Source organism: Sulfitobacter alexandrii, assembly GCF_001886735.1.
Taxonomy (GTDB): domain Bacteria; phylum Pseudomonadota; class Alphaproteobacteria; order Rhodobacterales; family Rhodobacteraceae; genus Sulfitobacter; species Sulfitobacter alexandrii.
Genome location: NZ_CP018076.1, coordinates 1,143,878 through 1,158,588 on the forward strand (window position 1 = coordinate 1,143,878; position 14,711 = coordinate 1,158,588).

A 14,711-nucleotide genomic window follows, 5' to 3' on the forward strand; every position below is an offset into this window, starting at 1 on the left:
CCCTTTTCATGAGGTGGTATCGGGTCTCAACCGGCGGCGCGCTGGTCCGGCCGGTAGCCGATATCCTCCGACACGGTGAAACGGCCGCCCTTGATCTTCTCGATCTTGCCCGCGCGCAGAAGCTGGCCGAACGAGCGCAGCCCGTCCTCCCGGCTGAAGCCGTCCTCGGGGCCCACCTGGCGCACCTTGGTCATCAGTTGCGGGCGCGAGAACTGTTCGAAACCCTCGACGAAAGACATGTAGGCGGCTGCGGCCTCAAGCAGTTCGGACAGGGAATGGGCGCCCATTTCCTCGGCGTATTCGGCGAAACTGACAGCGCCGTTCGCGGGCGCCTTGGGTTCGGCCACAACGGCGGAGACGCGCCGGGGCCGTACCGGCCCCTCGGCGCGCGGACGGTCCACGTCGATCCGCTGTTCGGCGACCAGTTTCAGCGGGGCGGGGCGCGCCTCGCCCGGTCGGGCGGTGCGGCTGCCCGACCCGACGGGCCGGCGGGGGCGCACGACCTCTGCCAGGTCCGAGCGGAAGGCGCGGTCCTTTTCCTCGCGCTCCGTGTCGGTGCCGATGGCGCTGTCCGCCTTCTTGGCCGCCACGGCGGCGCGCAGATGGGCAAAGGCATTGCGGCGGGTCGTGCTTTCGGGCTCGTCCATCTGGTGGTCGGCCTCGGCCATCAGACGTGTCATGTCGCCGCTGCTCTCGTCTTCGATCGCGGGCAGGGTGTGGCGGGAGCTGCCGGCGACATGGCCAGACGCGGGATTGCGGTCCAGCGCCGCGCTGTCGCCCTCGATGTCCTTTTCCAGCTCGGCCAGTTCGCGGGCCAGTTCGCGCTCGTCCTCGGGCGACAGCGAGGTGCTGCCGCTCTTGGCGGGCGCGAGATCGTCGAGGTCCATGTCGCCGTCGGCGTCATCGTCGGAGAGCGAGAAGTCGTCCTCATCGTCGTCCAGCGACATTTCGAGGTCGTCCTCGTCGTCGTATTCCTCGAGCTGGCCGCGCGCGATCGCGGCTTCGAGGTCGGCGCGTTTGACCTTGATGACGCGCGCGCGGGGCTGTGGCGCCTGCGTGTCGGCCTCTTCGGTCTCCTGTGCCGTCTCGGCGTCGGCGACGTCGCTGTCCTCCGCCCATGTCTCGTCCTCGGTCTCGGCCGCGATGTCGAAATCGTCGTCATCCTCCGCGAAGGCGGCATCCTGCGCTTCTTCGGCCCGGTCCTGTTCGAGCGGGGCGTCGTCCTCGTCCGCCTCGTCCGTGTCGAACAGGTTCGAGAACGCCTCGTCGGTGTCCTCGGTCTCCGCCTCGTCGGAAAGGGCCGCCGCCTCAGCGTCGTCCTGCGTATCGTCCTCTTCCATCGCGAGGCGGTTCAAGATGTCGGTGTAATCGTCGTCTTCCGCGGCCTCGTCCTCGGCCTGCTCTGCCGCGTCGTCCGCGTCCAGCGCGTCTTCGATGTCGTGGCGGGCGAGGACGACAGCGTCCTGTTCGGCCACGTCCTCGCCGCCCATGTCGTCGTCGCCGTAGAAGGCGTGCGAATCGGCGGAGGCCGTGGCGATAGCGTGCTCGTCCTCGACATAGCTTTGGTCATCGGCGCTGTCATCGTGCTGGGCGACCACGGCGCGGATGCGCTGCAGCTTGGCGGCGATGCTGTCCGGGGCGGGGGCGGCACGGGGCGCCGGCATCGGCTCGGCCTCAGCCTCGGCCAGCTCGGGCTGGTCCGCGATATCGGCGGGCTCTTCCTCGAAATCGTCCGACGCGGCGGCATCGGGGGTGCTGTCGGCGAAGAAGGATTCGACGTCGGCATCCGGTTGGCCGGGAACGATGTCGCTCTCCTCCTCCTCGGCAGCGGCCGCTTCGAGTGTGGCGACGGCGGCGGTATCAGCGACATAACCGATCTCTTCGGCCGGCATTTCCGCTTCCGGTGCCGTCTCTGCCTCTGCCTCGGCCTCGGCGGTCGCGGTGTCTGGCAGGTCGGCGACATCGACATGCGCCTCCGCCGCGATCGCGGCGTCCCGGGCATCGACTTCGGGCTGGGCCGGAGCTTCGGCGGGTGCCTCGGCGACGGGTGCCTCGGGGGCGGGAGATGCGGCGGCAGCCTGCGGTTCCGAAACGGTGGATTTGGCGACCGGCGTCTGCGGCGCCTCGCGGTAGTCGTCCAGCGCGCTGAGGACGATCTTGCCCTCGTGTTCGCGCGCCTGCACACGGCGCGAGATTTCCTTCTGAGCGATCCGGGCCAGCATTTCCGCATCGGGCTGCGGCGGCTCGGCGCCGAAGTAACGGTCATCCGCCGCCAGGTCGCGGAAATACTCCGCAATCGCCTTCATGGTGCCGAAGCTGTCATCGAAACCTTCCAGCGTGCACGAAAACGTGCCATAGGAAACGGTCAGGATCTTGTTGTTACTCATCATCGGATGCTCGTCCTCTGCGGTTGTGCAGAAATCTGTTTACCACGATGTCCAAGACCAAACCGGCCCGAATCTGTGCAAGGCATCGTATCATTTCAAGGCCAGAATGTGATCTGTTTCCAATACGAGGGCAAATGAGCCATGACTGACGGCATTGTTGCCGGGACGAAAAGCATTGTTCACGATGCGGGTCCAATCACGCTGGTAGGTGGGGGCCATGCTACCGCGCAAGAACTTGCCGAAGCGTTGACGCTGGCGCCCAGGTGCGTCGCGGCCGATGGCGGCGCGGCGATGGCGCTGCGCGCGGGCGTGATGCCCGAAGCGGTGATCGGGGATTTCGACTCCCTCGCGACCGAGGACCGGCTGGTCATGCCGGCGGAGCGCCTGCATTTCATCGCAGAGCAGGACAGCACTGATTTCGAAAAGGCGCTGACCCGGATCGCGGCGCCTTTGGTGATCGCCGTGGGCTTCACCGGCGGCCGGCTGGATCACCAGTTGGCGGCGCTGCACACGCTGATGGTCTGCGCCGACCGCCCCTGCATCCTGCTGGGCGCGGAGGAGGTGACCTTTCTGGCGCCGCCGCGGATTTCGCTGCCGACCGTACCGGACGAGGTGGTTTCCCTGTTTCCGCTGGGGCCCGTCACGGCGCGCAGTTCCGGGTTGCACTGGCCGCTCGACGGGCTGGAGTTCGCGCCCGGCGTGCAGTCTGGTACATCGAACCATGCCACCGGGCCGGTCACGGTCGAGGTGGATTGCCCGTCGATGCTGATGCTGCTGCCGCGCAGGATGCTCAGGCCGGTTGCGGCTTCACTTGTTGCGCCAGAAGCCGGGCGGTGGCCTGCTCGCGCAGGATGATATAGAGGCCCGCGACCATGGTGACGACGATGCCCGCACCGGCAAGAAGGTTGGGCAGGTCGCTGAAGATCACCCAGCCCAGCAGCGTGGCGAAAGGAATTTCGAGGTACTGCATCGGGGCCAGCGTGGCGGAAGGCGCGTAGCGCAGCGACCATGTCATCAGCAGGTGGGCGAGGGTGCCGAGCACGCCGATGGCGATCAGCAGGCCCCATTCCCGGCTGTCGGGGCTCTGAAGGCCGAGCACCGGCAGGTCGAGGAGGGAGCCCAGCAGCAGGAGGGGCGCGATCATCACCACCGCCATGACCCCGCTGACCGCCTGAAGGCCGATCGGATCGGTTTGCCGCGCGATCTGGCGCGTGATCAGCATGAAGACCGAGAAGTTCGCGGCGACGAAGACCGGGAGTAGCGCGGGCCAGCCGACCTCGGCAAAACTGGGCTGGACCACGAGCAGGGTGCCGATGAAGCCGACAAGGCAGGCGAAGAGGCGGCGGACACCGACTTCCTCTCCGAGCACGAAGCGGCCAAGGATCAGCATGAAGAACGGCATGACGAACAGGATCGCGATGGCGTCGGCCAGCGGCAGATAGGTCAGGGCCGTGAACATGCCCAGAATGCCAACGACATGCAGCAGGGTCCGCAGGAGTGTCAGTGCCAGCACGCGGCCCCGCATCCGCCAGAGCCGGCCCGTCGCCCAGACCAGCGGGATCAGCATCAGCGCCTGAATGGCGAAGCGGAACAGGACGACCTGCACAAGCGGGACGGACGCGCCCAGCAGCTTTGCGATGGCATCTCCGGCGGGTGCGAGGATGCAGAAGCCCAGCATGAGGCTGATTCCAAGGAGGGGGCGGTCTTCACTCATCCGCGCAAGCTATGCTGTCGCGCGGGGGCGGACAAGGCGGCCTATGCGGCGGGACGGCCCAGCTCCACCTGGTTGCGGCCCTTGACCTTGGCGGCATACAGCGCCCTGTCGGCCTCTTCCATCAGGCGGCTGCCCCTTTCCTGGGGCGAAACACGGGCATGGCCCGGCTCCGCGACAGCGGGAGGGATGGACGCCATTGCCATCCCGATGCTGATCGTGATCCGCACGGGCGTCGCGCTGCCGGGCAGGTCGAACGGCCGGGAGCCGATCAGGTTGCAAAGCCGCCCCGCTGCCTGCCGCGCTTCGGGCAGGGTCAGGCCGGGCATGACGATCATGAATTCCTCGCCGCCGATGCGGGCTGCCAGATCGGCCGGGCGCAGTGCGCCGCGCAGCCTGTCCGCCACCTGCACCAGCGCGGCATCGCCCGAGGCATGGCCGAAAAGGTCGTTGATCCGCTTGAAATGGTCGAGGTCGCAGACCATCACCGCAAGGGGGCGTCCCGCGCCCTGGGCCTGGTCGGCGAGCTTGGTCAGGTGCGGCATCGCGTAGCGGCGGTTGTAGAGGCTTGTAAGAGGGTCGAGGCTGGCTGCCCTGAGGCCCGAGCGGATGGTGTGGCGCAAATTCTCGGTCATGCGCTTGCGCCGCAGCAACGTCCTGAGCCGCAGGGCCAGTTCGCCTGCGTCGAAACCGTCGGTCATCAGGTCATCCGCGCCGAGGTCGAGCGCGCTGGCGGCAAGCGCCGCGTCGGCCACGGTCTGCAGAACGAGGATGCCCGCGTGCCGGGTTCGCGCGGTCGCCCTGAGGGCGGAGATCAGCCGCAGGTTATCCTCGGGCCGGACGACGGTGCCGTCTATGACGAGGACGAAAACATCCGGTGCCGTGGCGATGACGCGTTCGCTCATGACGTCGCTGCCGCCGGCCAGTCGCACCCGCCCCCCAAGGAGCGGCCGCAGCGCGATGGACCAGCGTTGCAGCCTTGCGCTGTCCTGTCCCACGAGGACGAAATCGCCCTGTGGACCGAAGGGCATTTCCGGTTCGGCGAAGCCGAGCGCACGGTCCGCGTCGTCGCGAAAGCGCAGGTCGGCTTCGGCATTGAAGGCGCGGATCAGGCTGCGCACCCGGCTGAGAAGAAGGGTCTCGTCGAAAGGGCGGACCAGCACATCCTGCACACCCGCCTCGAGCGCGGCCATGCGCGTGGTGCGATCGTTCTCTCCGGCGAGGGCAAGGACAGCGACAGGTCCGCCGCGGGGCCGGTCGGACAGCCGCCTGCAGAGGTCTGCCGCCGATCCGTCGGGCAGATCCATCGCGCTGATGATCAGGTCGGGCCCCTGCGAACGTGTGATTTCCAGCGCTTCCGCCAGCGTGCCTGCCTGCAGCACGCCGAAGAACGCGCTGGCGAGCTTGACCTTGAGCATGATCCGGTTGGTGGCAATCGGATCCACGATAAGGATTTTACCTTGCATGCCCCCGTGCTCCGCGAGATGAATGAACAGACTTGATCACCAACTTCTTGGGCCCATTGGTTAACAAAGCGTTGCCAGGCCCTCAAAAACCGGAGATCCCATGCGAAATGCGCAAGAGTCTGCCGAACGTTTTGCCCTGCAGGCGTTGGCCTGGCTGGTCGGCAACGACGACCTGCTGCCGGTGTTCCTGGGCAGCACGGGCGCGTCCGAGGCAGACCTGAAGCAGCGTGCGGCCGATCCGGTCTTTCTCGGCGCCGTGCTCGACTTCGTCATGATGGACGACGCCTGGGTCGTCGCCTTCTGCGATTCGGTCGACGCGAGCTACGACAGGCCGATGATGGCGCGGGCCGCCCTGCCGGGTGGCGAACAGGTGAACTGGACATGAGCGCGTTCGGCGCTGTGCTCTTCGACAAGGACGGTACCCTGTTCGATTTCGCCGCCACCTGGGAGGCGTGGGCAACGGCCTTTCTGACCAGATTGTGCGGCGCGGATACCGACCGGGCCGTGCGCGCGGGCAAGCTGATCGGTTTCGACCTGCGGACCGCGAAGTTCGCGCCCGACAGCGTGGTCATCGCCGGCACGCCGAGCGAAGTGGCAGAGGTGCTGCGCCCGTCGTTTCCGGAGCTGTCCGGCCCGGCGCTGATCGCCGTGCTGAACGAGGAGGCCGCGCGCGCACCCCAGCGCGAGGCGGTGCCGCTGGTGCCCCTGCTGACGGCGCTGCGCGACCGGGGTCTCGCGCTGGGCGTGGCCACCAACGATGCGATCGGCCCCGCGCGCGTGCACCTGGCGGAAGCGGGGGTCGCCGGGCTGTTCGATTTCATCGCGGGTTTCGACAGCGGTTACGGGGCCAAGCCGGAAGCGGGCCAGATGTTTGCCTTCGCCACCGCCTGCGATCTGCCGCCGAGGCGGATCGTCATGGTCGGGGACAGCGCCCATGACCTGCATGCCGGGCGCGCGGCGGGAATGGCCTGCGTGGCAGTGCTGACCGGGATGGCCGGGCGGGACACGCTCGCGCCGCTGGCGGACGCGGTCCTGCCCGATATCGGGCATCTGCCCGCATGGCTGGACGCGCAGGGCGACACAACCGGCTGAGGGTTTCCCCAAAGCGACATGATCCGTCGCGAACGGAACGGATGGGCGCGCGGGCCTGATGCCTTCTGGGGGAAGCCTCAGGAGAGCGATCATGACAGAGACCCTTACCAAACGCAAAACGCGCAGCGGCGGGCGCGCGGGGGCCAAGACCCGACGCGGCAGCGCGGTGATCGAGCAGATGCCGTGGAACCCGCCGGTCAATCTCGACCGGCCCACGGAACCGCTGACCGAGGAAGGGGTGCTGGCGATCCACGACGGGGCGATGCGCATCCTCGAGGAGATCGGGATCGAGTTCCTGAACCCGGAAGCGGCCGGAATTCTGGCACGGGCGGGCTGCACGGTGGACGGAGACAACGTCCGCATGGGGCGGGACATGGTGATGGAATGGGTGGGCAAGGCCCCGTCCGAATTCACGCTGACCCCGCGCAACCCGGACCGTCGGATCACCGTCGGCGGCAGGAACCTGCTGTTCGGCAACGTTTCGTCGCCGCCCAACTACTGGGACATGGGGATCGGGCGCAAGGTGCCCGGCACCCGCGAGATGTGCCGCGACCTGTTGCGCCTGACCCAGTATTTCAACTGCATCCATTTCGCCGGTGGCTACCCGGTTGAACCGGTGGACGTGCATGCATCGGTGCGGCACCTCGACGTGCTCTACGACAAGCTGACGCTGACCGACAAGGTGATGCACGCCTATTCGCTGGGCAAGGAGCGGGTCGAGGACGTGATGGAGATGGTGCGGATCAGCCAGGGTCTGACGCACGACGAGTTCGACGCCAAGCCGCGCATGTACACCAACATCAATTCGACGTCGCCGCTCAAGCACGACCATCCGATGATGGACGGCTGGATGCGCCTCGCCCGGCGGGGGCAGGGGCTGGTGGTCACGCCCTTCACACTCGCGGGGGCGATGGCCCCGGTGACCATGGCCGGGGCGGTCGCGCAGTCGCTGGCCGAAGCGTTGTGCGCGGTGGTCCTTGCACAGATCATCCGCCCCGGCTGCCCGGTGGCGATCGGCACCTTCACGTCCAACGTCGACATGAAATCGGGGGCGCCCGCCTTTGGCACGCCGGAATACATGCGCGCGACCCAGATGACAGGACAGATGGCGCGGTTCTATGGGCTGCCGTTGCGGTCGTCGGGCGTCTGCGCGGCCAACGTCCCGGATGGGCAGGCGATGTGGGAGACCTCCAATTCGCTCTGGGCGGCGGTGCAGTCGGGCACCAACATGGTCTACCATGCCGCCGGCTGGCTGGAGGGCGGGCTGATCGCCAGCCCCGAGAAGTTCATCATGGACTGCGAAGTGCTCCAGCAGATCCAGCGCTACATGCAGCCCGAGATCTGCGCCACGGGGCCCGACGAAATCGCGCTCGATGCGATCAAGGCGGTGGGCAACGCGGGCCATTTCTTTGGCATCCAGCACACGCAGGACCGGTACACGACCGCGTTCTACCAGCCGTTCCTGTCGGACTGGAAGAACTACGAGGGATGGGAGGCCGCCGGATCGGTCTGGACGCCGGAGCGGGCGCACCACATGTTCAAGGAGATCGTGACCAGTTTCGAGCCGCCGCCGCTGGACATCGCGATCCGCGATGAACTCGCCGACTTCGTCGCACGGCGGAAGGCCGAAGGAGGCGCGCCGACCGACTTCTGACCACGGCGGCGTCGGGGTCCCTGTCGGAGCCCCCCAGCGTTGACGGGCTGTTAATTCCTTTGCGCCATGGTGACCGAGGGGCATCATGGGAGCAAGGGACGCATGCACGGTCTTATCAACCGCAGCATCCAGAACTACATCTGCGCGAATTTCGGTGCGCACGGCTGGCGGGAAGTGGTGCGGCACGCCCGGCTCGAATTCGACAATTTCGAAGCGATGCTGATCTACGAGGATCGGCTGACACACGCCGTGGTGGATGCGCTGATCCTGATGGCCCGCCGCAGCCGCGACGACCTGCTCGAGGATTTCGGGACCTTCCTGGTCGCGGACCGGTCGTTCGAGGGCGTGCGCCGTCTTCTGCGTTTTGGCGGGGTCACGTTCGAGGATTTCCTGCATTCGCTGGACGATCTGCCCGACCGCGCACGGCTGGCCGTGCCCGACCTGCACCTGCCCAGCATCGAGCTGCGTGCCGAAATGCCGGGACACTACAGGTTGTTGTGCCGGTCGCCGCTGGCGGGTTTCGCGCACGTCATGGTGGGCGTGCTGCGCGCGATGGCGGACGATTACGGGGCGCTGGCCCTGCTTGAGCCGACCGGCGCGGACGGGGACGCCGAGACGCTGTCGATCACCCTGATCGAAGCCGACTACGCAGAAGGCCGCGCCTTTGAACTGGGGGCTCGGGCGGGATGACGGTGGCGTTCGGCGCGTCGGCTCTCGATGTTCTTTGCCCGATGCATCTGGTGATCGGCGCGGCGGGCCGGATCCTGCACGCGGGGCCGACAGCGTGCAAGCTGGGCCGGGACAGGCGGCTGGAAGGGCAGGAGTTCCTCGACGTGTTCGCTGTCAACCGGCCCCGCGCCATCGCGTGCTTCGACGACCTGCGCCGCCTGCGGGATACCCGTCTGCACCTCGAGATGCGCGCCCCGCCGCACACGGCGCTCAAGGCGGTCCTCGTCCCGGCGGGGGATGCGGAGGAAAGGCTGATCGTGAACCTGTCGTTCGGCATCTCCATCGCGGAGGGCGTCCGCGACTTCGCCCTCAGCAACGCGGATTTCGCCGCCACCGACCTCGCGATCGAGATGCTGTACCTGATGGAGGCCAAGACCGCCGCGATGGAGGAATCGCGCCGGTTGAACCACCGGCTTCAGGGCGCGCGGATCGCGGCGGAGCAGCAGGCGGTCACCGACACGTTGACGGGCCTCGCGAACCGCCGGGCGCTGACCGGGGTGCTGGCGCGGCTTGCGGCGGGGCGGGTGCCCTTCGCGCTGATGCAGATCGATCTCGACTTCTTCAAGGCGGTCAACGACACGCTGGGTCACGCCGCCGGCGACCACGTGCTGCGGCAGGTCGCCCGGATCATGCGCGAGGAAACGCGCGACTGCGACACCGTCGCGCGGGTGGGGGGCGACGAGTTCACGGTGGTCCTTCCGGATGTGCACAGCGCAGACACCTTGCGCCGCACGGGCGCACGGATCATCGAGCGGGTGGCGGAACCGATCCCCTTCGACGGTCACCAGTGCCGGGTCTCGGCCAGCATCGGTACTGTCTGGGCGCGTGAAGGCCACGCGGGCGGGATGGATCTGCTGATGGCGGACGCCGATCTCGCGCTCTATGCCTCCAAGCGGGCGGGGCGGGCGCGTCACACCTTTTTCGACCCCGCCATGCGCGCGCCGGGGCCGGACCGCCGCCGGCGCGACCGGCGCGATCCACAAACCGCCTGAGACCGTGGCCGGGCAAAAGCGTTCGGAGAGGCGAGGAACGATGGACGGCTGCGCGGCCCTGTCGTATCACCCCTGCCATGAAAGGCCCCCTTCACCTCATGCGCCGTGCCGTCGAGCGGCTGTCGGAACGCCGCCGCCGCGCGCGCTTTGCCGCGTCGCTGCGCCATCTCCACGGCCCGCGGCGCCTGGAGACGGCGCAGGGCGATGTCGTGGCAATCGTTCTCGTGCGGAACGGCAGCTACTACCTCGATGCGTTCTTCGACCACTACCGCAGCTTGGGCATCCGGCATTTTGCCTTCATCGACAACGGATCGACGGACGACACGCTGGATCGGCTCGCGGCACGGACGGATTGCGTCGTCGATCAGTGCACCCTGCCGTTGTCGCGCTACGAGGACCTGATCCGCGCCTACCCGGCCGACACCTACGGCCGGGACCGCTGGTGCCTTTACGTGGACATGGACGAGATCCTTGATTTCGAGGGCGCTGCGACCCACGGCATACGGGCGCTGACCAGTTACATGGAGGCGAAAGGGCATACCGCGATGGTCGCCCAGATGCTGGAGATGTTCCCCAAGGCGCCGCTGGCCCAGACCGCGCACCTGCCGTACGACCGAGTGCTTCGCGAATTTATCTACTACGATATCGGCAGCGTGACCCGCTACGATTACCACAGTCCCGAGATCCCTTTCTCGGCGCTGCTGCGCGACAACCGGCTGTCGAGCGAAGCGGTGAAATTCCGTTTCGGCGGGGTGCGGGGCAAGGTGTTCGGGGAAAACTGCTGCCTGACCAAGCACCCGCTGATCTTCAACGGGCCCGGCGTCAGGCCCGCGCCGCACCCGCACCTGTCGATGGGGGTCACCGTTTCCGATGTGACACCGGTCATCCAGCACTACAAGTTCGCCAACGACTCGCTCAGACGGGACGCGGAATCGTTGTCTTCGGGCGATCTGGCGCATGGCGAGGACGCGGCGCGCGCGCAGGTCCAGTCGGCACATCCGGACCTTAGCCTGTTCTCGCTGGACGCCCGGCGCTGGAACCGGGTGGAACTGCTGGCGCGGGCGGGCTTCACGGTCACATCGCAGGCCTATGCCGACCATCTCGAGGCGCTTTCGCCGTGACGCTGGCGGCCATCGTCATCGGCCGGAACGAAGGGGCGCGGCTGATCGCCTGCCTCGACGCGCTGGAAGGTCAGGCGGACCTCGTGATCTATGTGGACTCGGGCTCGACGGACGGGTCCGTCGCGGCGGCCGAGGCGCGGGGCGCGCAGGTCATCTCGCTGGACATGTCGCAGCCCTTCACCGCGGCGAGGGCCCGCAACACCGGGCTGTCCGCGCTGCCGGGTGACACGGAGCTGGTCCAGTTCCTCGATGGCGATTGCGTATTGCGAACCGGTTGGATCGACACCGCGCGGGCGTTCCTTGAAGGGCACCCGCAGGTCGCCGTGGCCTGTGGCCGCCGCCGCGAAAGATATCCCGAGGCAAGCCTCTATAACGCGTTGATTGATGCGGAATGGGACACGCCCGTGGGCGAGGCGAAGGCCTGTGGCGGCGATGCCCTGATGCGGGTGGCGGCGCTGCGCGCGGTGGGTGGATACCGCGATACGCTGATCGCGGGCGAGGAACCTGAACTTTGCGTGCGCCTGCGCGCCGCCGGTTGGCAGGTCTGGCGGCTGGACGCCGAGATGACGTGGCACGACGCGGCTATGACCCGCTTTGTCCAGTGGTGGAAACGGACGCGCCGCGCTGGCCATGCCTTTGCCGAAGGGGCGGCCCTGCATGGTGCACCGCCCGAGCGGCACTGGGTGGCCGAAACCCGGCGCGCGCTGATCTGGGGCGCGGGGATGCCGCTGGCGATCGTGCTGCTGGCGCTGCTGGTCACGCCCTGGGCCCTGGTGCTGTTGCTGGTCTACCCGCTTCAGGTCCTGCGGTTGTCGCGGCGGGGCGGCATGACCCGGGCGCTGTTCACCGTGCTGGGCAAGTTTGCCGAGGCGCAGGGCGCGCTCCAGTTCCTGCTGGGCCGCGGGCGGAGCCGCATCATCGAATACAAGTAACCGGATCAGCGGCGGCGCAGGGCCTGCCGCGTCAGTCCCGGCAGGATCATCAGGCATTTCGCGTAGCGTGGCACCATGCGCCGCGGTGATTGCAGGGCACGCCACAGCCATTCCAGCGCCAGCATCCGCATCAGGCGCGGGGCGCGGACCTGATGCCCCGACAGGAAATCGAGCCCGGCGCCGATGGAGGCGAATCCGACGCGTGGGGCGCGGTCCCGTCCACGGGCCGCAAGGATTTCCTGCTTGGGCGCGCCGAGCGCGACAAAGCACAGCCCCGCGCCGCTGGCGGCAACCGCGTCGAGCAGCGCATCGGCTTCGGCCCCGGCGGGGTCGAAGCCGTAGGGCGGGGCGTGGAGATGCACGATATTCAGGCCCGGCGTGCGCCTGACGAGAGCATCGGACGCCCCCTCCAGCGCGTGCTGGCTGCTGCCGACAAGCGCCACCGGCACGCCCGTTTCGGCCGCCAGATCGCACAGCGGCAGGATCATGTCCGATCCCGGCATGAGTTCGAGCGGACGGCCAGCGAGACGCGACAGCCAGACGATGGGCCGGCCATCGGCCACGACCAGATCATGCGCCCGGTAGGCGGCCAGAAAGTCCGGTTGCCGGGGCAGCTTGGTCAGATGATCGAGGTTGAGCGTCGCCAGCGCGAATCCGTCGCGCGCGATGAATTTCTCCTTCACCGCGCGAAACAATGCGGCGCGTGTGGGGATATTGACCTCGACTTCGGTGGGGGGCGTGCCAAATTTCACACGTCACCGGCCTTTGCCCGACCCCGGGACGGCGCCGCCCGGAGCGACAGGTGTTCAAGAAAACAAAGCATGATCAGCGGGTTACATTCAATCTTTTGCGCGACTTGTTTGGTTCGGGGGGAATCTAGCCAGATGACAGGGCGCGGGCCAGATGATAATTTCATGCCTCGACCCCCACATCCGACGCCGGGACAACGATCCGCCCATGCCCAACGGCCTTGCCTATCTGATGCTGATGATCTGGCCGATGGTGTGCCTTGTGCTCTTCCGCACGCAGAAGCTGGAGCGCGCGCTCATCTGGTCCATCCTCGGAGGCTACCTCTTCCTGCCGCCGCTGGCCGAGTTCAACCTGCCGTTGGTCCCGGCGATGGACAAGACCTCGATACCCAACCTGAGCGTCCTGCTGATCCTGTTGTTCGGTGTGCAACACAGGGTCAACCCGTGGCCTCATGCCCGCACGGCGCAGCTGCTGGTGGCGGGGCTGATCCTGTCCGCCATCCCGACCGTGCTGACCAACGGCGACCCGATTACATTCGAGGTGCTGAGGGATGCGGACCCGATCGTCTTCATCGTCGACCAGTTGCCGGGGCAATCGGTCCGTGACATCGGGTCGGTCCTGATCGCGCAGATCCTCAGCCTGGTGCCGTTCCTGCTGGCGCGCCAGTTCCTCGCGTCTGAAAGCGGTCTGCGAGAGCTGCTGACCGCGCTGATGGTGGGGGCGCTCGTCTATTCCGTGCCGTCGCTGATCGAGATCAGGCTTTCGCCGCAGATCAACGTCTGGGTCTACGGGTTCTTCCAGCACTCGTTCGAGCAGATGATGCGTGCGGGGGGATTCCGGCCCATCGTATTCCTGCCTCATGGCCTGTGGCTGGCACTGTTCGTCTGCACCGGGCTGATCGCCGCTGCCGGGCTTGCGCGGGTGGCCGAACCCGAGCGGCGCCTGCGTGCCTTCGCGATCGTCGCCTATCTCGCGGTGCTGCTGGTGCTGTGCAAGAGCCTTGCCTCGCTGGCCTACGGCCTCGCACTGACACCGCTGGTGCTGTTCGCGCCGATACGCTGGCAGGTGCGGCTGGCGCTTCTGTTCGCGGTGGTGGCGGTGGTCTATCCCATGCTGCGCAATTTCCAGCTGGTCCCGCTGGATGCCATCCTTGCGCAGGCCGAAGCGATCAATCCCGCGCGGGCGCAGTCGCTGGAGTATCGGTTCAACAACGAGGAGCAGCTTCTGGCGCGGGCGGCGGAAAAACCGCTGTTCGGCTGGGGGGGCTGGGGCCGCAGCCTGATCCGGGACGGGGAGACGGGCCAGATCCTGTCGATCCCCGACGGGCGCTGGATCATCATCTTCGGCACGTTCGGCTGGCTGGGCTACATCTGCGAGTTCGGCCTGCTGGCGCTGCCGATCGTGATGCTGGCCGTCTACATGCGCCGCCAGGGCGAGGGCGCGCTGTCGCCGCTCGTGGCGCCGCTTTGCCTGATCCTCGGGATCACCATGGTGGACATGCTGCTGAACGCGACCCTCACGCCGCTGACTTGGCTGACCGCCGGCGCACTTCTGGGACATGCCGAACGGCTGATGCCGCGTGGGTCCGTCGCACCGCGGCATGCGCTGGGGCAGGCGGCCATGACCCCGACCCGCCCGCGCGAGGGCAAGCGCACGGTGCTGTGAACGGCCCAAGCCGGGCCGATTCTGATGAATGTGGCAGTATTGTTTCCACACGCGGAAAATTGATCCGTCACCGCCGCGATTGTTGTGTTAAAGGAGAGTCGGAAGTGGTCGGCATCTTGGCAATCCCCTTGAAAACATGGGGTGCGGCAAAATAAGGCATAAAATTGCCTTAATTGGCCTGTTGATACACCCGGTATTTCTGAACTCGGACA

13 protein-coding genes are annotated in these 14,711 nt (G+C 67.3%); 9 read left to right on the forward strand and 4 right to left on the reverse strand.

Annotated features, from left to right (window positions below; genetic code table 11):
- Positions 1–26: 26 nt before the first annotated feature.
- Positions 27–2,387, reverse strand: a complete 2,361-nt coding sequence (locus BOO69_RS05640) for a hypothetical protein (protein ID WP_237267573.1) — start codon at positions 2,385–2,387, stop codon at positions 27–29.
- A gap of 141 nt (positions 2,388–2,528) precedes the next feature.
- On the opposite strand from BOO69_RS05640, the gene BOO69_RS05645 reads away from it, so the two are divergent.
- Positions 2,529–3,242, forward strand: a complete 714-nt coding sequence (locus tag BOO69_RS05645) for a thiamine diphosphokinase (protein WP_071971090.1) — start codon at positions 2,529–2,531, stop codon at positions 3,240–3,242.
- Here BOO69_RS05645 and BOO69_RS05650 read toward each other — a convergent pair.
- Positions 3,178–4,101, reverse strand: a complete 924-nt coding sequence (locus tag BOO69_RS05650) for a DMT family transporter (protein WP_071971092.1) — start codon at positions 4,099–4,101, stop codon at positions 3,178–3,180. The two genes, BOO69_RS05645 and BOO69_RS05650, sit on opposite strands and share 65 nt — an antisense overlap.
- A 41-nt stretch (positions 4,102–4,142) precedes the next feature.
- On the reverse strand, positions 4,143–5,564 hold the full coding sequence (locus BOO69_RS05655) for a diguanylate cyclase domain-containing protein (RefSeq protein ID WP_071971094.1): 1,422 nt from the start codon (positions 5,562–5,564) through the stop codon (positions 4,143–4,145).
- A gap of 100 nt (positions 5,565–5,664) precedes the next feature.
- On the opposite strand from BOO69_RS05655, the gene BOO69_RS05660 reads away from it, so the two are divergent.
- From BOO69_RS05660 to BOO69_RS05690, 7 genes are all read left to right on the forward strand, one after another.
- Entirely contained in the window at positions 5,665–5,949 is a 285-nt protein-coding gene (locus BOO69_RS05660; protein WP_071971096.1) for a DUF3572 domain-containing protein, read from the forward strand.
- Positions 5,946–6,656, forward strand: coding sequence for an HAD family hydrolase (locus BOO69_RS05665; protein WP_156874867.1), 711 nt, complete (start codon positions 5,946–5,948; stop codon positions 6,654–6,656). Before BOO69_RS05660 ends, BOO69_RS05665 begins: the two co-directional genes overlap by 4 nt.
- A gap of 91 nt (positions 6,657–6,747) precedes the next feature.
- On the forward strand, positions 6,748–8,310 hold the full coding sequence (locus BOO69_RS05670; protein WP_071971100.1) for a trimethylamine methyltransferase family protein: 1,563 nt from the start codon (positions 6,748–6,750) through the stop codon (positions 8,308–8,310).
- Positions 8,311–8,412: 102 nt separating this feature from the next.
- On the forward strand, positions 8,413–9,000 hold the full coding sequence (locus BOO69_RS05675; protein WP_071973661.1) for a heme NO-binding domain-containing protein: 588 nt from the start codon (positions 8,413–8,415) through the stop codon (positions 8,998–9,000).
- Positions 8,997–10,031 (forward strand): GGDEF domain-containing protein, encoded by a 1,035-nt coding sequence (locus BOO69_RS05680; protein ID WP_071971102.1) that lies wholly within the window; start codon positions 8,997–8,999, stop codon positions 10,029–10,031. Before BOO69_RS05675 ends, BOO69_RS05680 begins: the two co-directional genes overlap by 4 nt.
- A 77-nt stretch (positions 10,032–10,108) precedes the next feature.
- Entirely contained in the window at positions 10,109–11,152 is a 1,044-nt protein-coding gene (locus BOO69_RS05685) for a glycosyltransferase family 2 protein (protein WP_071971104.1), read from the forward strand.
- Positions 11,149–12,084: a glycosyltransferase family 2 protein gene (locus tag BOO69_RS05690; protein WP_083545458.1), complete on the forward strand. Its 936-nt coding sequence runs from the start codon at positions 11,149–11,151 to the stop codon at positions 12,082–12,084. The genes BOO69_RS05685 and BOO69_RS05690 overlap by 4 nt, the downstream gene beginning before the upstream one ends.
- Before the next feature lie 5 nt (positions 12,085–12,089).
- Here the strand turns inward: BOO69_RS05690 and BOO69_RS05695 are convergent, their stop codons facing one another.
- Positions 12,090–12,836: a WecB/TagA/CpsF family glycosyltransferase gene (locus tag BOO69_RS05695; protein WP_071971108.1), complete on the reverse strand. Its 747-nt coding sequence runs from the start codon at positions 12,834–12,836 to the stop codon at positions 12,090–12,092.
- 205 nt (positions 12,837–13,041) lie between these two features.
- Here BOO69_RS05695 and BOO69_RS05700 point away from each other — a divergent pair, with 205 nt between their 5' ends.
- Positions 13,042–14,499, forward strand: a complete 1,458-nt coding sequence (locus BOO69_RS05700; RefSeq protein WP_071971110.1) for a hypothetical protein — start codon at positions 13,042–13,044, stop codon at positions 14,497–14,499.
- Positions 14,500–14,711: the final 212 nt, after the last annotated feature.